10 protein-coding genes are annotated in these 23660 nt (G+C 73.5%); all 10 read right to left on the bottom strand.

The window, feature by feature from the left end; genetic code table 11:
• Positions 1–80: 80 nt before the first annotated feature.
• Complete coding sequence (locus tag AMK11_RS33175; protein WP_073731824.1) at positions 81–1487, bottom strand: salicylate synthase; 1407 nt, start codon at positions 1485–1487, stop codon at positions 81–83.
• A gap of 68 nt (positions 1488–1555) precedes the next feature.
• Positions 1556–3304, bottom strand: a complete 1749-nt coding sequence (locus tag AMK11_RS33170) for an ABC transporter ATP-binding protein (protein ID WP_073731823.1) — start codon at positions 3302–3304, stop codon at positions 1556–1558.
• Positions 3301–5172, bottom strand: a complete 1872-nt coding sequence (locus AMK11_RS33165) for an ABC transporter ATP-binding protein (protein ID WP_073731822.1) — start codon at positions 5170–5172, stop codon at positions 3301–3303. Before AMK11_RS33165 ends, AMK11_RS33170 begins: the two co-directional genes overlap by 4 nt.
• Entirely contained in the window at positions 5169–5897 is a 729-nt protein-coding gene (locus tag AMK11_RS33160) for a class I SAM-dependent methyltransferase (RefSeq protein WP_073731821.1), read from the bottom strand. The genes AMK11_RS33165 and AMK11_RS33160 overlap by 4 nt, the downstream gene beginning before the upstream one ends.
• 70 nt (positions 5898–5967) lie before the next feature.
• Positions 5968–6837, bottom strand: coding sequence for a thioesterase II family protein (locus AMK11_RS33155; RefSeq protein WP_073731820.1), 870 nt, complete (start codon positions 6835–6837; stop codon positions 5968–5970).
• On the bottom strand, positions 6834–8048 hold the full coding sequence (locus AMK11_RS33150) for a cytochrome P450 (protein ID WP_073731868.1): 1215 nt from the start codon (positions 8046–8048) through the stop codon (positions 6834–6836). The genes AMK11_RS33155 and AMK11_RS33150 overlap by 4 nt, the downstream gene beginning before the upstream one ends.
• Before the next feature lie 61 nt (positions 8049–8109).
• The gene (locus AMK11_RS33145; protein ID WP_073731819.1) at positions 8110–10158 is read right to left on the bottom strand and encodes a Gfo/Idh/MocA family oxidoreductase; all 2049 of its coding nucleotides are present in this window, start codon (positions 10156–10158) and stop codon (positions 8110–8112) included.
• Positions 10155–11309, bottom strand: coding sequence for a saccharopine dehydrogenase NADP-binding domain-containing protein (locus AMK11_RS33140; RefSeq protein ID WP_073731818.1), 1155 nt, complete (start codon positions 11307–11309; stop codon positions 10155–10157). Before AMK11_RS33140 ends, AMK11_RS33145 begins: the two co-directional genes overlap by 4 nt.
• Positions 11306–16858, bottom strand: coding sequence for a non-ribosomal peptide synthetase (locus AMK11_RS33135; protein ID WP_073731817.1), 5553 nt, complete (start codon positions 16856–16858; stop codon positions 11306–11308). The genes AMK11_RS33140 and AMK11_RS33135 overlap by 4 nt, the downstream gene beginning before the upstream one ends.
• A complete protein-coding gene (locus AMK11_RS33130) occupies positions 16855–23592 on the bottom strand; it encodes a non-ribosomal peptide synthetase (RefSeq protein ID WP_241847125.1) in 6738 nt (2245 codons plus the stop codon). The genes AMK11_RS33135 and AMK11_RS33130 overlap by 4 nt, the downstream gene beginning before the upstream one ends.
• Positions 23593–23660 lie beyond the last annotated feature (68 nt).

Below are 23660 nucleotides of genomic sequence, written 5' to 3'. Positions count from 1 at the left end.
CAGGAGGCGGCTCGGATCGGTCGGCGAGTGCGCGGCCGAAGCCGCACCGGGCCGAGGTGGATGCGGTCCCACCACACCCGTCAGCCCATGCTGAACCGCAGGTGCGGGGCGACACTGCGGAGTTTCTCGCAGGTCTCCTCGATCTCCCGGTCCGGGCTGGACTGGGCGGTGACTCCCGCGCCCGCGCGCAGCCAGGTCTCCTCGCCGTCACCGATGAGGGTGCGCAGGACGAGGGCCGCGTCCAGGGATCCGGCGGTGCTGCCCCGGAAGACCGCGCCGCCGTACAAGCCCCTGGGACCCCCCTCGTGGCGGGCCAGGGCGTGGAGGGCGTCGCGCTTGGAGACACCGGTGGCGGTGATCGCGGGGAAGAGGGAGGCGAAGGCATCCCACGGCCCAGCGTTCTCGCCGAGCCGGCCCGTCACCCGTGACGCCAGGTGCTGCACCGAACCCCGCGGCCGGACCGCCATGAACTCCTCGACCACGACCGTGCCGGGCCGGCACACCACGGCCATCTCCTCCCAGGCCAGGCGTACGGACACGGCGTGCTCGTGTATCTCCTTGGGGTCGCTGAGCAGTTCCGCACGCCGACGGTCGTTCTCCGCCGGATCGGGGCCGTGCGCGCGGGTCCCGGCGAGGGGCTGGGTGCTGACCCGGCCGTTCTCCGCGACCTCCAGGACCGTTTCCGGGCTGAACCCGGCCGCCCGGTAGCCGCCGAGGTCCAGCAGGTAGGAGCGGGCCGGGGTGTTGGACCGGCGTCCGGCGAGATAGGTGGCGGCGAAATCGACGGCCGGTGCGGCGGGCAGTGGCACCTTCCGGGAGACCACGGCCTTCTCCAGGAGCCCGGCACGGATGTCCTCGATCGTGCGGGCGACCGCGCCGCCGTAGGCCACGGTGCCCGCGGCGATGACGCGTTCGGCTGCCTCCGCTGTCGTTGCGTCCGGCGTCGGCTGGTGGGCGGTCTCTTCGGCCAGCACGTCCGCGACCTTGCGCAGCCATGCCTCGTCCACCGCTCGCACCACGGTCTCCGTCTCGGTGAAGGTCACCTCGACGGCCGGCACGAGGGCGTGCAGCAGCGGGCGGTCCCCGGCGGCTTCGGCGTCGGCGTGCAGGAGGTGGGCGAGTTCGAAGGCCGCCCAGCCGTAGAAGTGGCGTCCCCCGTCGGACGCCCCGTGCGTCGTGGACAGGGCACTGAGCGCGGCGGCGAACGCGGTCACCGGCCGGCCCTCCGTGCGGGAGGTCCAAGTCCGCCCGGCGGCGCGTGCGGTGACGGCGTCCGCGTGCACGGTGAGGCTGACGGCGGTACCCGCCGCGAAGTGCCAGACGCCGCCTTCCGCCTCGTACACCACGTACTGGCCGGCCAGGCGTGCCTGCGCGAGACGGGTGGCGGTGGCCGCGGGGTCGGGGCTGGGTTCCAGGGTGCTCGCACGCGCGAGGGGCATCACGGAGCGCGCCCAGGAGTCCCAGGTGTTCCGAGGGCCGGTGCTCATCCTGTCGTGTCCTTCCTCTGCCGCCGGGTCCGCCGGATCCGGGTGAATCGGTGCCTCCGGGTGTGGCGTCATGACCGTGCTCCCTCCAGCCGCCAGCCGTGGGCGCGGGCCCTGCGCTGCCAGAAGGAGGCGTACGTGCCGCCCGCCGTGACCAGGTCCTCGTGCGTGCCGCGCTCGGTGATCCGGCCGTCCTCCAGGACCAGGATCTGGTCGGCGTGCACGACGGTGCTGAGCCGGTGTGCGATGACCAGGAGCGTCTTGCGGCCGGCGAGGGTACGTACGGCCTCGGCGAACAGCGCCTCGTTCTCCTGGTCGAGCGCTGCGGTGGCCTCGTCGAGGAGGAGGATCGGCGCGTCCTTCAGCAGGGCGCGAGCGATGGACACGCGCTGGCGCTGCCCACCGGACAGGCGTGCGCCGCCCTCGCCCACCTTGGTGTCCCAGCCGTCGGGCAGTTCCCCGATCACCCTGTCCAGGCCGGACAGGGCGGCTGCCTCGGCCAGCTCGGCGGGGCCGGCGTCCGGTGCGGCGATCCTGACGTTCTCCTCGATCGTGCCGTCGAAGAGGTAGACGTCCTGGAAGACGAGCGAGACGTGGGCGGCCAGGTCGTCGGCGGTGATGTCGCGGACGTCGACGCCTCCGATGCGGACGGTGCCCTCCGTGGTGTCCCGGAAGCGGGCGATCAGCGAGCCGACCGTGGTCTTGCCGGCGCCGGAGGGTCCCACCAGCGCCGTCATGCTGCGCTCGGGCAGGCGGAAGGTCACGTCGTCCAGGACGGCACGCCCGCCGGTCTCACCCCCGTCGTAGTGGAAGGTCACGCCGGTGAACTCCACGCTCGCGTCACGGGGAGTCCGCGGCTCGGCGGGCTGGGGGAAGGGCGGCTCGTCGAGGACCGCGCCGAGCCTTTCCAGGGTGTTCCGGGCGATGCGCATGCCGGCGCCGGCCTCGGCGGCGGACGACACGCTGTCGATCAGGCGGACCAGCAACACCAGGAGCGCCAGCAGCGTGGGCACGGTGAGCGACCCGTCGAGCTGCCAGGACACGCCGAGGGCCAGCAGCAGGGCGAAGACGAGCCGGGTGGCGAAGGTGAAGGAGACCAGGCCGGGCAGGCCGCGCGCGATGAGCCGACGGTCGGCGCGCGCCTCGGCCACCAGGGCGTCGTCCAGGGCGCCGTAGCCACCCGCGGTCCGGCCGAACGCCCGCAGGACCGGTTGGTTGCGGGTGTACTCCAGCACCCGGTCGGCCGACTCGCCGATCGCGGCGTCACGGCCGAGGTCGAGGCGGCGCATCAGCGACGTGCTCCCCTGCTGGACGGCGTACAGCACGGGTGCGCAGACCAGGAGCACCAGGGCGGTACGGACGTCGAAGATGAAGGTGGCCACGATCAGGGTCACCGGGGTCAGCACGGAGCTGATGAACGGGCGCAGCAGGTGGGCCGGTGTGCTCATCACCTGGATGACGTTCTGCCCGGCGAGTCGGCTGAACTCGGCGGTACGGCCGGCGGTGAACCAGCCCAGTGGCAGGCGCAGCGCCTGGTCGGCCAGCCGGCGGTGCAGCACCCGGGAGAGCTGGGAGCCGACCGTGAACCCACCGCTGAGGGCGGCGCCCTGGAGTACGGCATAGACGACCACGCAGATGGCGAACGCCGCCAGCCACTGCCAGACGTCGACAGGGTCGGGCCCGAGCAGGGCCTTGAGGACGGGCACCAAGAGCGCGAAGGCGACGCCCTGGAGTACGGCCGCCCCGGACTGGAGCAGCAGCAGCCGGTTCAGCGGCCGGGAGCCCTCCGGGCCCAGGACGCGGTAGAGCTGACGGATCATCGTGCGCTTCCCTCTCGGATGTCGGCCCCCGCGCGGACGGGCCGCTGGTCCGGGACGCCGTCGGTGCCGTCCGGGCCCGTGCCGCTCTGGGCGTCCCACAGCGCGGCGTAGCGGCCGCCGGCGGTCAGCAGGTCGTCGTGGCGGCCCTGTTCGGTGACGCGTCCGTCCTCCAGCACCACGATCCGGTCGGCGGAGCGGATGGTCGACAGCCGGTGGGCGATGACGAGCAAGGTGCGGCCGGCCGCGAGCGCGGACAGGCCGTCCTGGATCAGCGCCTCGGAGTGCGGGTCGGCGTAGGCGGTCGCCTCGTCGAGGACGAGGACGGGCGCGTCGGCGAGCAACGCCCTCGCGATGGAGAGTCGTTGGGCCTCGCCGCCGGAGAAGGTGACGGCCGTGCCGAGTTCGGTCGCGTAGCCGTCGGGCAGTTCAGTGACGCGGTCGTGGATGCGGGCGGCGCGGGCGCACCGTTCGACATCCTCGTCGGTGGCCTCGGGGCGGCCCAGGCGGATGTTGTCGGCGACGCTCGCCCGCAGCAGCCGTACGTCCTGGAGGACGAAGCCCACCCGTCGGTACAGCTCGGTGGCGGGGACGTCCCGCAGGTCGGCGCCGCCGAGGGTCACCGTGCCGGCCGTGACGTCGTGGAAGCGGGGCAGCAAGGAGGCCAAAGTGGACTTGCCCGAGCCGGAGGGGCCGACGAGTGCGGTGACGGTGCCGGGGGCGAGGTCGAGGTCGACGCCGCTGAGGACGTCGGTGGTCCCGTCGTAGGAGAAGGACACCCCGCGCAGACGGACGTGGTGGCCGTCGGGGAGGGCGGGTGTCGTGGGCTCGGGGAGGGTGGGGGCGTCCAGGAGTTCGGTGACGCGTACGGCTGCAGCCTGGCCGGCCCGGATCTGCTGGATGCGGGGGCCGACCACACCCATGGGGGCGGCGACCGCGGGGCCGAGCAGGAGGAAGGGGACGAGTTCGGCGCCGGTCATCCAGCCCTGGGTGACGAACACCGCGCCGGGTGCGGCCAGGAGCAGGAGGACCACGGCCGGGGTGACCACCAGGATCGCGGCGGTGGAGGTGGCGAGGGTGGACCGGACCCAGCCGGCGAAGAAGTCGGCGAAGCCCTCGGTGGCGCGGACAAAGCGCTCGTGGGCCTTGTTACCGCGCCCGAAGCTCTTGAACACGGCGATGCCGGAGGCGAACTCCACGGCGGCGGACGAGATGCGGCCCACCGCGGCGCCGAACTCGGCCATCTGCGCCGCCGCGCCCGCCATGGCCCGGCTGAACAGGAACACGCCCAGCAGCAGGGGCACCACGCTGATCAGGGTGAGCCGCCAGTCGACGGTGAACAGGTAGCCCAGGATGAGCACCGGGGCGGTGAGCACGGACACGACGTCGAGGAGGGTGTGGGCGAACAGGGTGTGCAGCGCGCTCACGTCGTCCTGCACGGCCTGTTTGACCTCGCCGGTGCCCCGGTCGGTGAGCCGGCCGAGCGGCAGCCGTCCGATGTGCCGGGCGAGCCGGCGGCGGAGCGTGAGCTGGAGGTCGTTGTCGGCGAGGTGGGCGAGAGCGCCGGCCGCCGTGCCGCAGACCAGGGCGACGAAACCGGCCGAGCAGGCCAGGGCCACCAGCGGCCAGAGGGCGTCACCGTCGGCCGGAGACCCTGCGGTGAGGCGTTCGGCGATGCGGGAGACCGCGATGAACGGGACCACTCCTGCGAGGGCAGCGACGGCCTGGAGGGCGATGGCGAGGGTCAGCCGGCCGCGGACGGGTTCGGCGAGCCTGCGCAGCGGGGTCGGCGAGGTCGCGGAGGTGCCCGCGCCGCCGGCGGCGTCCTCGGCTGCCGGCGCCGGGCCGGGCTCGGGCGGTTGTGACTTCACTTGACGAGTACTCCGATTTCGGGGATGGGCCTGCCGCCCGCCTCGGTGATGCGACGGCTGGTCATGCCGGCCTCGCGGGCCAGCCGGGCGACGTCGAAGGTGTGCCATTCGTAGCTGTCGGCGATCTCGCGGACGGTGCGGCCGTCGCGCAGGACCTTCCAGGTGGTGGTGAACCGCATGCCGTCGCCCTCGGTGGGTTCGCCGCCGATCCACCACTCGTAGGTCTGGCGGCCGATGGTCTCCCTCAGGGACATCACCGGGGGGATGACGCGGGGTGAGGAGACTCCCATCAGTTCGACGACGATGGGCGCCCCGTCGGGCAGGCGGTCCGCGAGCCGCTTCCACAGCGTCACGCGTTCGGGGACGGTGAGATGGCCGGCGACGCCGAAGATGACGACCGCGGAGAGGCGTTCGGGCAGGACGAGGTCCTGGGCGGACCCGTCGACGACGGTCACGCGGCGGCGCAGGTCCGGGTCGCGGGCGACCCGGGAGGTGAGCATGGCGCGCATGGTGGCCGACGGCTCGGCCGCCAGGATCTCCGCGTCCGGCAGCGCGGCGGCGATGACCTCGGTGACGCGGCCGGTACCGGCTCCGATCTCCAGGACGGGTCCGTGGGACACGTCCAGTCCGGTCAGGACGCCGGTGAGCGGGGGGCCGCTGCTGGCGGTGTGCCGGGTGGCGACCAGTTCGTAGAACTCGGCCGAGGTCGAGTAGTAGTCGATCACGTTGGACTCCGGGCGTGGATGGCCGGGTGTGCATGAGTGGCCTGGCGTGCGGGCGCGGCGGTGCGGCGGCTCACGGGGTGCTCGGCCAGGTGTGCGCGCCGCCGGTGGTCAGGGAGGGGTCCAGCCTGCGCAGGACGGTGGCGACGACCTCGCGGCGGCGCGGGGTGAGGTAGAAGTGGTCGCCGGGGAAGACGCGTACCTCGGTGCGGGCGGTGGTGAGGTCCGCCCAGCCGCCCGCCCGTTCACGGGCGCGTTCCGATCCGAGTTCCGGGTCCGTGCTGCCGGTCAGGACGTGCAGGGGGCAGGACAGCGGTGGCCGCTGTGGCGGGCGGTAGGTCTCGATGATCCGGTAGTCGTGGCGCACTGCCGTGAGGATCAGGGAGCGCAGTCCGGGATCGTCGAGGACCTCCCGGCTGGTGCCGCCCAGCCGGGCCAGTTCGGCGCCCAGGGTGTCGTCGTCCTGACGGTGCAGTTGCCCGGTGACGGCGGTGCCGGGGGCGGCCCGGCCTGAGGCGAACAGGCCCCGTGGGCCGGGGATCTGGCGCCGTTGCAGCTCGTGGGCGAGTTCCCAGGCCACGGCGGATCCCATGCTGTGCCCGAAGAGGGCATACGGCCGGTCGAGCAGCGGCGCGACGGCGTCCGCCACCGCACCCACCAGTTCGGCCATGCCGGCCGCCTCGGGGTCCTCGAAGCGGTCTTCGCGGCCGGGGTACTGGATGGCGAGGAGTTCGACCTCGGGAGGCGTCAGAGCGGCCCAGGGCCGGTAGAAGCCCGCGCTGCCACCCGCGTGCGGCAGGCAGACCAGTGTGTACCGGGGTGCGGAGGCGCCGCTCCACCGCCGGATCCACGGGCTGTCGGCGCGCGCGGCGCGCGCTGAGGGCCGCGCTGGAGGCTGCGCCGAGTGCCGGAGGGGCGTGTTGGGCGCGGAGCGCGCGGTCACCAGGTGACCTTCAGTTCTTCGAGGCCGAAGGTGGCCGAGTCGTGCTTGACGGCGACGTCGTGCCGGTCCCCCGCGAGGCGGAGGGTGGGCACGCGGCGGATCAGGGTCTCCAGGGCGACCTCCAGTTCCAGCCGGGCCAAGTGCTGCCCGACGCACTGGTGGACGCCGTAGCCGAAGGCGACGTGGTGGTTGTCGGTGCGGTGGAAGTCGACCCGCTCCGGGTCGTCGAACTGCTCGGGGTCGTGGTTGGCGCCGGCCAGGAGGGCGATGACGCCGTCGTCGGCGGGGATCGTCCGGCCGGACAGGTCGATGTCCTCGGCGGCCACCCGCAGTGGGATCGAGTCGGCGACGGACAGCACGCGCAGGAGCTCGTCGACGGCGGCGGGCATCAGGCTGGGGTCGCGGCGCAGTTCCTCCATCAGCTCCGGCCGGTCCAGGAGGAGCAGCGTGCTCAGGGCGATCATGCTGGTGGTGGTCTCGCGGCCGGCGTTGATGGTGATTCCGAGCGTGGACAGCAGCTGGTCCGTGGTCACGTGGCCGGGGACGAGGTGCTCGGTGACGAGCTTGGAGATCAGGTCGTCGCGGGGTTCCTCCCGCCGCTTGCCGACCAGTTCGGCGAGCAGTCCGAAGAGGCCGCCGAGGGCTTCGGTGACCTGTTCGGCGGTGCTGGTGCGGGAGCCTGAGACGCGGGTGACGTCCCGGAAGAACTCCAGGTTCTCGCGGGGGATGCCGAGCAGTTCGCAGATCACGGAGGTGGAGACCGCGTTGGCGTACGCGGAGACGAAGTCCACGGGGCCGCCCCCGGCGACCATGCCGTCCAGAATCTCGTCGACGCGGGCCTGCACGGCGGGCCGCATCGCCCGCACCCGGCGCACGGTGAACACCGGCAGGAGCATCCGCCGGTACTTGGTGTGCTCGGGGGCGTCGGTGCGGATGAAGGGGCGGAACCTCGCCCCGGCCTCCTGTTCGCCCTCGCCGAGGGCGGGGAAGCCCGGGCGGCGGATGTCGGCGCTGACCCGGGGGTCGGAGAGCAGTTCGCGTACGTCGTCGTAGCGGGTGACCACCCACGCTTCCTTCTTCGTCGGCAGGGTGACGCGGGCGACGGGCTCGTGGGTGCGCAGCGTGTCGTACTCCGCGGGCGCGGAGAAGGGGCAGCCGCGTTGGATGGGGAAGTCCCGGGGCGGGGCCTCGGGGCTCGGCCCGGCGTCCATGCCGGGCAGGTCGGAGGTGGCGGTCTCGGGGGCGGAGGTCTCGGGGGTTCTCATGGTGGTCCTAGCCGTCGGTGGAGGAGGAGACGAGCGGGGTGTCGGTGCGCGGACAGTCCGGGGAGGCCGGACCGATGGAGGCGTCCGGGCCGTCGGGCGCGGTCCGCGCGTGCGGGAGGTACGCTCCGGCGGCCTCGTCGGTCGTGTCCTGGGGCCGGGTGAGGACGGCCAGCGGGGGTGCCCCGGGACGGGTGGGCAGGGTGCGTGCGGTCATGCCCGACGCGGCGATCACGTCCTTCAGTCCGAAGGGCTCCCAGCGGTACGAGTCGCGTACCTCGCGTTCCGCCTGCGGGGCGCCGTCCCGGTAGACCCGCCATGTGGAGTGCAGGCGCATCACGCCGTCCTCCGCCTCGTCGGGTGCGCCGCCGAACGACCACTCGTAGCGGTGGCGTCCGGCGGTGGCGGTGGCGAGCCGGGTCTCGGGAAGGGTCGTCGGTTCCTCGAACTGCATGAGCTCGACGATCACCAGTCCGCCGGGCGCCAGCCGCCGGGTCACCCGCCGCCACAGCCTGGCCCTCCCCTCGGCGTCGAGGTGGCCCAGGACTCCACAGAGCAGCACGACGCTGATCCGGTCGGGCAGGTCGAGGTCCGGCGCGGCGTCCGCGCTGACGGTCACCCGGGGCCGCAGGTCCTCGTCGCTGAACACCCGGCTGGTGAGTACGGCCCGCATACCGACGGACGGTTCGCAGGCGATGATCTCCGCATCCGGCCGGGCCCGGGCGACGGCCTCGGTCAGCAGACCGGTGCCGGCGCCGATGTCCACCACGGGGCCGGTGCCGAGGTCGGCGTCGGCGAGGAGTGCGGCGACGGCCGGGGCGCTCGCGGTCGCGGTGTGCTCGGCGGCGACCAGGTCGAAGAACTCGGCGGACGGGGAGTACGCGGCGGTGTCCGCCCCGATGGCCGGGCCGGTTTCCACGGGACCGGACGGCCGGGTGGGTTCGGGGCGGGAGGCACTGGTGTCGTACGGGAACCGTTCCGGCGCGGGGAAGACGTCGCTCACCGCGAGGGGCCGGGGCGTGGCCGGCCGGACGATCTCGGGGGGCCCGAGCCGCGCCGCGAGGTCGCTCCAGATTCGGCACACGGCCAGGTCGTACTGTCCCGCGCGCAGGGCGTCGCCGCCCTGCGCGATCGCGTCGCGCAGCCCGTCGAGCGCGCTGCCGATCGCTCCCGGCCACAGGTCGGAGAAGACGGTACGGAAGGACCCGGTGCTGCCGACCACCGCAGTGCTTCCGAGCCCCAGGCGGCCGGTGCCCGGACCGTCCAGGACGAAGCGGCGGTCGGCGTCCCGCCCGATGTGCAGGCGGGGGCTCCACAGGACGGGACCGTGGGTGTCGGCGAGCGTGAGCACTCCGCCCTCGGTGCCCAGGGAGATCCGGTGCCAGTGCAGGGCGTGGTTGTCACGGTCGGACGGGTCGAGCTGGTGGTGCACCCGCAGGGTGAGGGGGGCGCCGGCGAAGACTCCGTGCAGGGAGCGGAAGGGCTGCGGCCCGATCTCGGCGGGCAGCGGCGCCGGGTCCGCGAAACGCCAGGGACGCAGGGTGCCCATGGCCTGCCCGAGGATGTCCACCAGGGGGTGCATCAGGTGGACCGGGGTGGCGGCGTCCAGGAACAGGGGGCGCTGGCGGGCGACGAGCCGCCGGGCCGCCTCGACGAAGGAGCGGACCGGGGCCACGTGCGGGTAGTGGGTGTTGAGCCGGTACTGGACGCCGCGGCTGCGGGCGTGCTTGAGGTTGCCGGTCAACTCGGTGAGGTGGACGGGGTGTTCCTGGAGGACGTGAATGCCCCGGTCCATCAGCGCCCGCGCCAGGTCGGTGCCCTGGCCGCCCGAGATGGACGAACTCACCGCCACGCAGGCGGCGCCGATGCCGGCGGGCAGGTCGTCGGCGTCGGTGTAGAAGGGGACGCCCAGGCTCTCGGCGTAGCCCCGGGAGGCCGATGACCCCCTGCTCAGGATGCCCGCGAGGGTGTAACCGGGGCGTCGGCGTACCGCCTCGGCGTAGAAGCGGCCGAAGTTGGTGCCGCAGACCAGGACGCGCAGGGGTGCCGACGTGCTCACAGGACACCCTCCTCGATCTGCTCGGTCTCGGCGGCCGTTCCGGTGAGCCGGAGGTCGGCGACGCCGTGGGAGCGCAGGTGCCCCACCACGGTGTCCGGGTCCAGCACGTCGCATGCGAAGTGCACGCCCGCACCCACCCGGCCGCGCAGCACCGCGTCCGCCGCGAGCGCGCCCACGGCGGCGGTGAGCCGGTAGCTGCTGGTCGCGCGCAGGGTCAGCCCAGCGGTGGCGGGCGCTCCCGACGCGGTGCCCGACAGCTCGAAGTCCATGACGTAGTACGGACTGCGCCCGGCCAGGTCGAGGTCGGCTGCGAGCATCAGCCGCTCGGCCAGCGCGTCGAGGTCGTCCCCGGCCGCAAGACGGCCCGGCAGGAGGTTGAGCAGCGCGCGTACGGCGGGGCCGGGGTGGACGTTGTACCAGTCGAGCCGGTCGAGGCCGAGGACGGTGGCGAGGCGTTCGCTCTCGCCGCTGAGATAGGGCTGTACGGCGACCCGGTGGGGGAACGCTGCGTGCGCGGTGTCCTCGTCGGTGCGCAGGGCGCGCGAGACGCGCCGGCCGCCGCGGACGGCGGCGAGGGCTTCCCCGTAGGCCGCCCCGTCCGCACCTCCCGAGCTGAGGGACAGCATCAGGTCGTGGGCGACCGTCGGCGAACAGGTCTCCAGGCCGCCGCAGTAGGCGGTCAGCGCCGTGGCCGCGTCCAGGCCGCCGCGCGTCGCGAGCCAGCGGGGCAGGAGGCTGGACAGGCCGGGCAGGGCGCCCGCGGACAGGACGACGGCGCGGCCGTCGCGGACCGGGTCGCTGCCCTTGTCGAGGTCCTCGGCGGCGGGGTCGTCCCCTGCCACGTCGACGCAGTGCGCGCCGGCGTCGAGTGCCGCGAAGGCCACGGTGGCCCGCAGCCGGTAGGTGGGTCCGACGCAGTTGAGGACGATGTCGCAGCCCTCGGTGAAGGCGCGCAGGCCGTCCGGTGCGGTGGCGTCGGCCCAGACGGTTTCGTCGTGGCCTGCGGGGTCCTCCTCGGCGACCGCGCAGAGGGCGGACGCGGTCCGGCCGCCCAGGCGGAGGCCGGTGTGGCCGAGGGAGCGCAGTTCGCGTACGGCGGCCCGGCCGACCGCGCCGGAGGCGCCCAGCACTCCGATCACGGGCTTGTTCATCGGGTGATCGCCCCCTGGGTCAGCTCGGCGAGGGTCTTGAGGATGCCGGGCGCGTGCTCGACGGAGAGGCAGCTGTAGTGGTCGCCGCCGATGTCGACGATGTCCAGGTCTCCCAGGGTGAGTTCCTCCCAGTAGGTGGTGACGGCGTCCTTGCTGCCCGGGAAGGGGTAGGCGCCGTCGTGGCGCAGGAAGGTGATGTCACCGGCGTAGGGCTCGGCGTCGTAGCGGGTGATGGCGAAGACGCTCTGGCGGAAGGCGAGGAAGAGCCGTGTCATGTGCTCGGGTTCGTAGGTGCCGGCCGAGGCGGGCACCGCCTCGCACATCCGGGCGATGCGGGTGGCGCGGGGGATGTCGGCCAGTTCGCGGAAGCGTCCGGCGACGTCCGCGAACTCCTCGGGCAGCGCGGCGAGTCCGCCGTCCGGCAGGACGCCGGGGCTGGCGGCCAGGACCGCGTCGGCCGCGGCGGCCACCCGGTACTGGTCGTCCGGGAAGCCGAGGTCGGCCGGGTCGATGCCCATCATGACGGCGAAGGAGTACTCGGCGAGCAGCTCGTCGTCCAGCCGGAAGCGGGGGCTGTGGCTGCTGATGACGGTGAGGCTCTCCACCTCCGCGCCGGACTCGGCGAGGTTGCGGGCCACCTCGGTGGCGATCAGGCCGCCCAGGCAGTAGCCGACGACGTGGAAGCGGCTGCGGCCGTCGGCCGTGAGGGCGCGGGCGTAGTCGGCCGCCATCTGCTCGATGAGTCCCTGCGGCGGTGCGGCGAGGAAGCCGTTCAGGTCGGGGACCTCCACGCCCACGACTTCGGCGAGGCCGGGCGAGCGCCGCCGGATCTCGGTGATCAGCGCCCGGTAGGGCATGATCGTCGCGGTGCCGGCGTGCACGAGCACGGTCGTGGGTTCGTCGTCGGACCGGGCGCCGTGCAGATGGATCACGGAATCCGTGCGGACCGCGGCGGCGGGCGCGTCCTCGGGGCCGGCCAGGGAACGCAGGAACGCGGCGAGACCGGCCACCGTCGGGCGGCGCAGCATGTGGCGCAGCACGACCTCCCACTCCAGGTCGGCGGCCTCCGGCACGCGTTCGCGGAGCCGGCCCACCATGCGGGCGACGAGGAGCGAGTCGCCACCGAGGTCGAAGAAGTCGTCGTTGCGGGTGACACCGTCGACGGCGAGGAGTTCGGACCAGAGGTCGGCGAGGCTGTGCTCCAGGTCGTCCTTGGGCTTCTCGTCCACGACGACCGGGGCGCTCTCGCGGGGCAGCCAGGTCCGCAGGCGGGCGCGGTCGGTCTTGCCGTTGGCCGTGCGGGGCAGGGCGTCGACGACCTGCCACACGGAGGGGAGCATGTACTCCGGGAGCCGGGTCGCCGCCGTGCGGGCCAGTTCACCCGCCGGGACGTGGTGCCGGTCGTCCTTGAGGGTGGCGAGGAAGAGCTCCTGGCCGGTCGCGGCCAGCGCGTCCCGGGTGTCAGGCAGCGAGGTGACCTCGGACGCGGCGTGCACGTGGAGGAGTTCGCGCCACTGGGAGTGGGTGAGGAAGGACTGGCCGGTGTGCTCGCGCACGTCGGTCCAGGTCCGGCCCGCGACCTCCAGGAACTCCATGGAGATCAGCAGCGGCAGGTTCTCGTCCCGGGTGTTCTCCACGAACACGAGCTGTCCGCCGGGCACGAGCAATTCCCGCAGCCGGCCCACGGCCGCGTCCGCGTCGGCCGCGGCGTGCAGGGTGTTGGCGCAGATGACCACGTCGAAGGTGTTGGGCAGCAACTGCTGGGCGCGCGGGTCCTCGTCGACGTCGAAGCGCTGGTAGCGGACCCATGCGTGGTCGGCGAAGCGCTCGCGGGCCTCGTTCAGGAAGAACGCGGAGGGGTCCGTGAACAGGTAGTCGACGCCGTACTCGGCGAGGACGGGCACCAGTTCGCCGGTGGTACCGCCGACACCGCCGCCCACCTCCAGGACACGCAGCCTCTCCTCGCCGGTGTGGCCCGCCGCGATCTCGCGCAGCGCGGCGACCACCGCGCGGTTGAGGTGACGGATGGCGAGGTTGTCGCGGTAGGCGGCGTCGGCGGCCTCGGTGGCCGCGCCGGGGAAGAGCAGTTCCCGGATGCCCGTTTCCCCGGAGACCAGCTCGGGCAGCCGCTCGGCGCAGGTGCGCATGACGGTGAGCAGTTCGGTGCTCCAGCCGATCTCGTGCTCCAGCTCCGCGGTCCGCTGCCAGCAGTGCTCGGCGTCGGGCGCGGCGACGGGGACGAGCCTGGCGTAGGTGTCGTCGGACTCCCGGTGGGTGAGCCGGTCGCGTGCCGCCAGCGCGCGCAGCCAGCGCCGCACGATGTGGCGGTGGCGGGGGGTGGCACGGAGCGCCGTGCCCACCTCCTCCTCGGTGCGCGACGCGCCGTCGGCGAACACCCCGGAGGCGTCCAGGACGCGGGTCATCTCCACGAGGGCCACCTCGTCGAGGGCGGCCAGGAATGCGGTCAGCCGCGCGGCGTCGACGGCCGCGGAGGCTTCCCGTACGGCGTCGGCGGCAGCGGCGCGCGCCTGAGTCCGGGGCGTCGGCGTACCGGCGCTGCCGGCGTCCGCGTCGGGCGGGCCGTCCTTGCGGGCCGTCTCCACGAACGCGGCCAGGCGCCGGCCGCCGGCCGCCGAGTCGTCCACGATGACGGCGCCCGCCGCGACCTCCGGGTGGGCCTGTACGGCGGCTTCCACCTCGGCGAGTTCGACCCGGTAGCCGCGGATCTTGATCTGGGCGTCCTCGCGGCCCAGGAACTCGATGGTGCCGTCGGGAAGGTACCGCCCCAGGTCACCGGTGCGGTAGAGCCGCTGTCCGGTCGCCGGGTCGGTGAGGAACCGCTCCGCCGTGCGGCTCTCGTCGCCGAAGTAGCCCAGTGCGACACCGGCGCCGCCGATGAACAGCTCCCCCGGCACCCATTCGGGCCGTGCCCGCAGGTGCCGGTCGAGTACGGCGAAGGTCTGGTTGGTCAGGGGCCTGCCGTACGGGATGCTCGGCCGGGCCGTGTCCACGGCGTCGACGGCGTGGGCGATGGACCAGATGGAGCCCTCGGTGGCACCGCCGAGGGAGATGACCTCAAGGCCGGGGAGCAGCTCACGGGCCTGGTCCGGCAGGGCGACGGGTATCCAGTCGCCGGATATCAGCGCGAGTCGGAGTGAGGCGTCGTCGGCCGGGGGCTCGGAGCGCAGCCAGTCGCACAGCATGTGGAGCTGGCCGGGGACCGAGTTCCACACGGTGACTCCGAAGTCCCGGACGAGTTCGGCCCAGTGGGAGGGGTCGCCGCGCCGGTCGGCGGCGGGCAGGACGAGACAGGCGCCCACGGCGAGCGGCCCGAACAAGTCGTACACGGACAGGTCGAAGCCGAGTCCCGCGATGCCGAGGACACGGTCGCGTTCGGTGACACCGAAGCGGCGGTTGACGTCCTCGACGGTGTTGAGGGCCGCCCGATGACTGATCATCACGCCCTTGGGCGTACCGGTGGAGCCCGAGGTGTAGATGATGTACGCGAGATCGTCCGGGCCGCGCGGGATTGCGCTCGCGGCGGGCGCTGCCTGCGCGTCCTGGGGCAGGAGGTCGATGGCGACCGGCGTGACGCCTTCCGGGAGGTCGTCGATCTCGGCGAGCCAGGACTGGGTGAGGACCGTGCGGACACCCGCGTCCGCGATGATCGTGTCCCGGCGGGCCGGCGGCTGGGCCGTGTCCACGGGGAGGTAGGCGCCGCCCGCCATCAGCGTGCCGAAGACCGCGACGACCTGCTCCCATCCCTTGTCCGCCCAGATGGCCACGGGCTCACCGGCCCGCAGTCCTGCCGCCGTCAGTGCTTCGGCCACGGCGGTGGCACGGGCGACGAGCTGCTGGTAGGTGAGGGTCAGTTCCGGAGTGCGGACCGCGATCGCGTCCGGTGTGATCCGGGCCTGGGCGAGGACCGGTTCGTGGAGCAGGGAGTCCGGCAGCGGTCCCGCGGTCGCGTTGACGGCGTTCCGTCGCTCGGCCTGGTCCTCGGGCAGCGTGATGCCGGCCGGGGCGTCCCAGGCGGCGTCGCCTGCCGCGCCCTCGGCCGACAGGGTCCGCACGAGGCCCGTGTACGCCTCGAACATCGCGTCGGCGACACCGTGGGCGAGGGCGCCCTCGCGGATGTCCCAGGACAGGCTCAGCGTGTCGCCGCGGTGCATGACCTGGCAGTCGAGCCAGACCTGCGGTGTCCGGGTCACGGCGTACGTCACCTCGGGGGGCACACCCTCTGAGGTGGCGCCCGATCCCAGGGCGCTGGTGAAGACCACCGGCATCAGCACCGGTCCCCCGGCCCGGCGGGACAGCTCGGCGAGCACCTCCGAGCCCGTGAACAGGGGGTGCGCGAGGTCATTCAGGAGCTGCTCCCCGAGGAGCCGCGTCCGTTCGGCGAAGGCGGCCGGGGCGTCCAGGTCCACGGCGAGCAGTTCGAGCGAGGTGAAGTCGCCCACGAGGCGGCCGATGTCCTCGTGCAGGTCGGGCCGGTCCACCGTCGGTACGTTGAGCGTGAACCGGCCGGCGCGCGACCAGCGGCCGACCGTCTCGGCGTACGCGGTGAGCAGCGCCGTGGAGAGGGTGAGTCCTCGTCGTGCGGCCCGCTCGGTGAGGCGGTCCCGTTCTGCCGCGGGCAGCAGAACCTCCAGCCGGCGGAAGGTCCCCGACTCGGCCGGAGCGGAGGGGTGAGCCGTCTCCCGCGGGTCGCTGACGCCCGCCTCCCAGGCTTCGGCGAGGGGGAGTTCGGGCGCGGGCGGCAGGGTGTCGAGCCGCTCGGTCCAGTAGGCGCGGTCGTGGGTGTACGCGTCGGTCTCGGTGAGGGCGCGGCGGGCCAGGACGTAGTCGCGAAAGGTGATCCGCGGTGCCTCGGTGAGGGGCTCACCGCCGTGGCGGCGCTGGAACTCGGCGAGCAGGATGCGCAGGCTGGCGTGGTCGACGACCAGCATGTCGAAGGCGAGGTGGAGCACTGCCCGCTCGGCGGTCCGGCTCACGTGGACCTCGAAGAGCGGCCACTGGTCGGTGGGCGTCTCGCGGGCGGACAGTCTCGCCCGGGTGTGCTCCACCTCCGCCTCGGCTTCGGTCGGCGGGAGGCCGGTCAGGTCGTCGGCGTCGATGCTGAGGTCGGGTACGTCGGCCAGGACCTGCTGGTAGCCGTCGTGGTGGATGACGGCGCGGAGCATGTCGTGCCGCTGGACCAGTTCCCGCCACACGCCGGTGACGTGGTCCACGTCGAGGTCGGGGTATTCCAGTTCGACGTAGGCGTGGCAGCCGACACCGCCGTAGGCGTAGGCGTCGGTGCGGCCGATGAGGTAGGCGGCCTGGATGTCCGTCAGCGGGAAGGGCTCGTGGCGGCGTTCCGGGTCGGCGCGCAGCGCGGGTTCCCGCGCCTCCAGGTGGCGCAGGATGGCTTCCTTGTGGGTGCGCAGTTCGGTCCGGTGGGTGTCGGTGAGCCGGCCCTGGGGGGCGCGGAAGCGCAGTTGTCCGTCCTGGGCCCACAGCACCACGCCGTCGTCGGCGTAACGGGCCAGCAGTTCAGCGATGTTCACAGCTCTCCGGTCTCGTAGGCGGTCGCGTGGGCCGCGAGCGTTCGAGTGATGTCCGCGGCCAGCGCGGCGACGGTGGGTGCGGCGAAGAAGCGCCGGACGGGCACGGCGGCCCCGAGGCGGCGCTCGATCGCGGTGAGCAGGCGCAGGGCGGTGAGGCTGTCGCCGCCCGCGGCGAAGAAGTTGGCGGTGCGGTCCGGTGCCCAGTGCGGCAGGTACTCGCTCCAGAGGCCGGCGACGGCCGTCTCGGTCTCTCCGCGCGGCGGTTCGGTCTCGGCCGGCGCGGTGTCGGGTTCCGCCATGGCCGCGAGGGCGCTCCGGTCGACCTTGCCGTTCGCGGTGAGCGGCAGGGCGGGCAGCAGCTGAATACGGGAGGGGATCGCGTAGACGGGTACTCGCTCTGCCAGCTGGGCGAAGAGGCTTTCCGTGAGGTCCGCGTCCCGCACGGTCGTCTCCGCCTCCACGGGCCCGCCGGGCTCAGCGTGCGACGTCGGCTCGTTCGGCACGGCGAAGGCGGCCAGACGCTTGGCGGTGCGCTCCCCCACGGCCACGACGGCGGCCCGGGCGACGCCGGGGTGGGACTCCAGCGCGGCCTCGATCTCGCCGGCCTCGATGCGGTGGCCGGCGATCTTCAGCTGGCTGTCGAGGCGGCCGAGGAACTCGATCAGCCCGTCTCCCCGGAAGCGGCCCAGGTCACCGGTCCGGTACCAGCGCCGCCCGTCCTGTTCGACGAACTTCTCGGCGGTGCGGGCCGGGTCGGCGAGGTATCCGACGGCCAGTCCCCCGCCGCCGATCCACAGTTCGCCGGGCGTCCAGTCGGGGCAGTCCCGCCCGTGCCGGTCGACCACGCGATAGTGCTGCCCGGTCAGCGGGCGGCCGTAGGGGATGGAGACCCACCGGGGGTCCGGTTCCTCGACGGTGAGCGTGTTGGACCAGATGGCAGCCTCGGTCGCGCCGCCCATGGCGACGAAGGCGCAGCTCCGTGCAGTGCGTTCGCGTAGCCGGCCGGGCAGGTCGAGCCCGATCCAGTCACCGGAGACCAGTGCCGTCCGCAGCCCCGCGAGGCGGGCGCACTCCGACACCTCCGGTGTCTCCTGCTCGTCGGCGTCGAGGAGAAGGTCGAGCAGGGCCGGCACGGTGTTCCAGACAGTCACGCCGAACCGGTCGAGCAGACTCGGCCAGCGGGCCGGTTCACGGCGCTGCTCGTCGGTGGGCAGCAGGAGGGATCCGCCGGCGGCGAGCAGCCCGAAGACGTCGTACACGGAGAGGTCGAAGTCCAGCGCGGACAGGGCGAACACGCGGTCGTCCGCGCCGATGCCGTGCCGGGTGTTGACGTCCGCGATCGTGTTCCAGGCGGCCGCGTGGGTGATCTGGACGCCCTTGGGCTCACCGGTGGACCCGCTCGTGAAGATGACGTAGGCGAGTGCGTCGGGAAGTACCTTCCAGGGGGCCGGCAGCGGCTCGTGGTTCCGCGTGCCCGTGACGGACAGGGCGCGGGGAGCCGTCCTTCCCTGGGCGGGCCAGTCGCCCACCACGACGCGGAACCCGGCGGTGGCGTGTACCCGTTCCAGCCGTGCGGCGGGCTGTTCGAGACTCAGCGGTACGTAGGCGGCACCGGCCGCGAGGACGCCGAGGACCGCGGCGATCTGCTCCGGCCCTTTGGGCACGGTGACCGCGACGAGTTCGCCCGGGACGACGCCCGCGTCACCGAGTGCGGCGGCCGTGCGCAGCGCCTGGTCGGCGAGGGTTCCGTAGGTCACCTCCTCCCCGGCCGTCGTGACGAGGGCGGTGCGGTCGGGAGTGGCCTCGGCGTGAGCGAAGAACGCCTCGTGCAGCGGGCGCGGGACCACCGGTTCCAGGGCGGCCTCCCTCGCGGCGACGGCACGCCGTTCGTAGTGGGACGCGGGCAGCAGGTCGGGCAGCGGCGCGTCCCAGTCACCGGCGGCGGCGTACCGCAGCAGCCTTCCGTAGGCGTCGAACATCGCGTCCAGCACGCCTGCGGGGAAGAGTTCCTCGACGGCGTCCCAGGTGACGACCAGGTTCCCGGACTCCTCGGTGACCTGGTTGTCCAGACACACCTGGGGGGACTGCGAGATGCCCCAGACCTTGGCGGGAAAGCCGGTGCCCGTGCCGACCAGGGTCGCGTCGCCGACACCGATGGCGCTGGTGAACACCACGGGCGCGGCAGCGTCCACGGTGCCCGTACGTCGGCCGAACTCGCGCAGCAGCCAGTCGATCGGGACGTTCAGGTGGTCCAGGTCCTCCGCCTGGCGGCGTTGCAGTGCTCCGGCCGCCGCCAGCCAGGTCGTACCGTCGCGTCGGTGCCCGGCCAGGGAGAGCGAGGTGAAGTCGCCCAGTACACGGTGGATGTGGGGGTGGACGTCCCGGCGGTTGAAGAGGGTGAGCGTGACGGTCAGCGCGTCGGCGCCGCTCCAGGCGGCCAGGACCTCCGCGTACAGGGCCAGCAGGACGGTGGACGGCGTGAGTCCGTTCCGGGCCGCGTCCCGCTTGACGGTCTGCCAGTCGTCTGCGGGCAGGCTCAGCCGGCGCCGGGTGAAAACGGGCGCGTCGAGGGCCGCGGGGTCCCGGTCGAGGGGCAGCGGGGGCGGGGGCGGCAGTTCGGACAGCCGCGTCCGCCAGTGGGCGCGGGCCCGCTCGGCCGAGTCCGGATCGGCGGGCAGACCGGTCAGGTAGTCACGGAAGGAGACGTCGACGGGCGGGAGTTCGTGCTCGGGGTCGGCGTAGAGCGCGTTGAGTTCGGCGTAGAGCGTGGTGATGGAGAGGGCGTCCAGGACCAGGTAGTCCAGTCCTACGCCGATTCGGGTACGCAGAGTGCCGCCGTCCTGGTAGCGCACCGCCTCGATGGCGAAGAGGGGCCACCGGGCGGGGTCGCGTACCTGCTGGGACAGGCGGGTGCGCAGGCCGGCCAGCGCCGCGACGGCGTCGTCGTGGGCCGGGACGTCCGCCACCGGTATGCGCAGGGGCGGTACGTCGGGCAGGACGCGCTGGTGTCCGTCCGCCACGACCGCGCGGAGCATGCCGTGCCGTCGGACGAGGGTGTTCCAGGCGCGTTCCAGCCGGTCGAGGTCGACGTCCGTGCCGTCGAACTCCGTGTAGTGCCAGGTGCCGACGCCGCCGAGGGTGAAGCGGGGGTCGCGGCCCGTGTGGTAGGCGGCCTGGACGTCCGTGAGCGGGAAGGGCTCGTGGGAGTGGTCGGGGTCGGTGGCCAGGACGGAGGCGGGTTCCGTCCCGGCGAGCTTCCCCTCCTCGGGGCGCAGCGTCTGGCAGAAGTGCTGGAGCACGGGGTGGGCGAAGAGGTCAGCGACGCGGGCGCCGGGGAATCCGGCGGAACGCAGTCGGCCGATCATCCGGGTCGCGACGAGGGAGTCGCCGCCGAGCAGGAAGAAGCTGCTCTCCCGGCCCACTGCGGCCACGTCGAGCAGGTCGGCCCACATGGCCGCCACCGCGGTCTCCACCCGTCCGGCCGGTGCGGAGGTCCGGGGGCCGTCGTCGCCGGCCGCCTCGGTCAGTATCCGGCGGACGCCGGCCCGGTCCAATTTGCCGTTGGCGTTCAGCGGAAGGTCACGCAGGACGACGAGGCGCTCGGGGACCATGTAGGCCGGAAGCCGCTGTCCCGCCCGAAGCCGCACCTGGTCCGGCTCCGGTGCGCCGCCGGGCGCGGAGACGGCCGCGGAAACGGCTGCGGCGAGGTGCCGTGCGGGGGTGTCCAGGACGCAGGCGACCGCGTGCAGCACGGCGGGGTCGTCCTCCAGGGCGGACTCGACCTCGCCGAGTTCGATGCGGTGGCCGCCGATCTTCACCTGGTGGTCAGCGCGGCCCAGGAACTCCAGTACGCCGTCGGGCCGGTAGCGGGCGAGGTCGCCGCTGCGGTACCAGCGTTCGCCGTCGTGCTCGACGAAGCGCTCGGCGGTGCGCTCGGGGTCGGCCCGGTACCCGTTGGCCACGCCGGGTCCACCGATCCACAGCTCGCCGGGGACGAGGTCGGGGCAGTCGCGTCCCCGTCCGTCCACGACCCGGGCCCGCATGTTGCGCAGCGGAACACCGTAGGGCACGGACTTCCAGGCGGGGTCGGTCTCCTCGACCTCGAACACCGTGGAGTGCACGGCCGCCTCCGTCATGCCGCCGAGCGCCACGAATCGGCAGCCGGGCACGAGAGCGCGCAGCCTGCGGGGCTGGTCGAGGCCGACCCAGTCCCCGCCCAGCAGAACCATGCGCAGGGAGTCGCCGAGACCGTCGTTCTCCCCGGCGGCCATCAGCAGGTCCAGCAGGGCGGGCACGCACTGCACCAGCGTCACACCGTGCTCGCGCACCAGGCGGGCCCAGTGGTGGGCGTCGCGGCGTTGGTCCTGACCGATCGAGACGACCTGTCCGCCGAGCGACAACGGGGTGAAGATGTCCCAGGTGGCGAGGTCGAAGTCGAGCGCGGAGATCGCCAGGGTGCGGTCGGCGGGGCCGAGGCCGAGCTGCTCCTCCATCGCCTCGACCGTGTTGACGACCGCGCGGTGCGACACCTCGACACCCTTGGGCAACCCCGTGGAGCCGGAGGTGAACAGCACGTAGGCGGGCAGGGCGGGATCCGGCTGGACCACGTGGGCGGGCTCCCGCGTCCCGGCGTCCTCCAGGAGAAGTACCGGGGCCGTGGCGATCCCCTCGCAGAGCGGCGCGTGCTCCCGGTCGGTGAGCACGGCGACGGCACCGGCCACGGAGTGGATGCGTTCGCGGCGCACGGTGGGCTGCTCGACGCCCACGGGGGCGTACGCGGCGCCCGCGGCCAGGATGCCGAGGACGGCGGCGATTTGGTCGGCGCCCTTGGGCAGGGTCAGCGCGACGGTGTCGCCCTCCTGCACGCCGTGCTCGCGCAGCAGCGCGGTGATTCTGCGGGCGGTGTCGGCGAGTTCGCCGTAGGTGAGGGTGTCGCCGCTGGTGCGGACGACGGCGACGCGACCCGGCTCGGTCTCGGCGAGCCGGAAGAACCGGGTGTGCAGGGCGCGGTCCGGCAGTGGCGTGGGCGGCAGGGCGGCCACCGCACGTCGCGGCAGGACGTCGGGCGCGAGGAGGCCGTCCACCGGCCGGGACCAGGTGTCGGGGTCGGTGGTCAGGCGGGTGATGAGGCGGCGATACGCATCGAACGCCGCGTCCGGAACCCCGGCCTCCAGCACGCCGTCGCGGACGTCCCAGTTGAGAAGCAGGCCGCCGTCCAGCTCGGTGACCTGCGCGTCCAGGTAGACCTGGGGGCCCTGGGAGATGATCCAGGAGGGGCGGCCGAAGGACTTCTGGACGTCCTGCTCGAAAATCTCGCCCAGTCCGATGGCGCTGGTGTAGACGACCGGGGCCAGCACGGGGGCTCCGTCGGCGCGTGCGAGGTCGCGCAGCACCTCCACCCCGCCGTAGGCGCCGTGCGAGATGCCTTCCTGGAGGCGTTCCTGAAGCCCGCGGGCCTGGCGGGAAAACGGCAGGGACGCGCCGAGGTCCGCGTCCAGCAGGACCGAGCTGCTGAAGTCGCCGACCAGGCCGGCGACGTCCTCGGTGATCATCTCCCGGTCGAAGAGCGGGAGGTTGAGCAGGAAGCGCCGGCTGTCGCTCCAGGCGGCGACGACTTCGGCGAACGCGGTGGCGAGGGCGGCGGCGGGGGTGATGCCGTGCCGTCGTGCCGCGCTGATCACGGCGGCCTTGTCGGCGGGTCCCAGCCAGTGGTGCAGGCGGCGTGAGTGGGCGAGCGTGGTGTCGTCGGCGCTGACCGGGGTCAGCGGGTCGACGGTCGTCGGCAGGCGCGGGGCGCGGGGCAGCTGGGGCAGGCGTTCGCGCCACCAGGCCGCGTGCTGCTCGCGTTCCGCCTTGCGCCGGGCGTCGCGTTCCGCGAGGTACCGCCGGTAGTCGAGGGCGAGTTCGCGGGGCTGGTCATCGGGACAGTCGTAGAGGCGGCGCAGGTCGGACAGGAGGACCCTGAGGCTCAGCGCGTCGCCGGCCATCATGTCGAGGTCGATCTGCAGCCGGGTGCGCCCCTCGGGGAGCAGGCACAGGGCCGCGCGGAAGACGTCGCCGGAGGTGATGTCGGGGCGTGCGTGGGTGTTGCGCTCGCGCAGCAGCTCCAGTTCGGTCTCGGCGCCGCCCGGGTCGCGGTGGCGCAGGTCGTACACGGTGAGGGGGTCCCCCGGTGGGCCGTAGTGCTGCCGCCCGTCCTCGTCGAAGACGGCCCGCAGCATGCCGTGGCGGCGCACCAGGGCACGCAGGGCGGTGCCGAGCCGGTCGGGGTCGACGTCGTGGCCGTCGAGCTCGACGTAGAAGTGGGCGGCGACACCACCGAGCGGCTGGCCGTCCTGGCGCCCGACCCAGTAGGCGTGCTGCATCGTCGCCAGCGGGAAGGGCTCCGTCTCGACGCCGGACGCCTGGCTGGAGGCGGGCGGGCCGGCCGTGGCGGGAGGTGCGGTGCCGGTCCCTGCGGCGCTCTCCTGCGCGAGCAGGGCCGTCCAGGCACCGAGGGTCGGCGTACGGGTGAGGTCCTGGAAGGTGACCGTGCTGCCCGCGCGACGCCAGGTGCCGACCAGGGACATCAACGCCAGTGAGTCGAGACCGAGTTCGAAGAGGTCCCGGTCGTCGTCCAGCTCGTGTGGCGCCAGTTCCAACGCGCGCGCCACCGCTTCCCGCACCGCGCCGGACGCGTGAAGGGCCCCCTCGCCTGCCGCTGTTCGTGCCTGGACGACTGCTTCATGGCTCACTGCGGGGACCTTCCGGTCGGAGGGGGGCAGGCGGGGTGACTGTGCCGAGGCCGGGCTTCGGGGAGAGG

The organism is Streptomyces sp. CB02414, assembly GCF_001905385.1.
Classification (GTDB): Bacteria; Actinomycetota; Actinomycetes; order Streptomycetales; family Streptomycetaceae; genus Streptomyces.
This window is presented reverse-complemented; position numbering and strand designations above follow the sequence as displayed.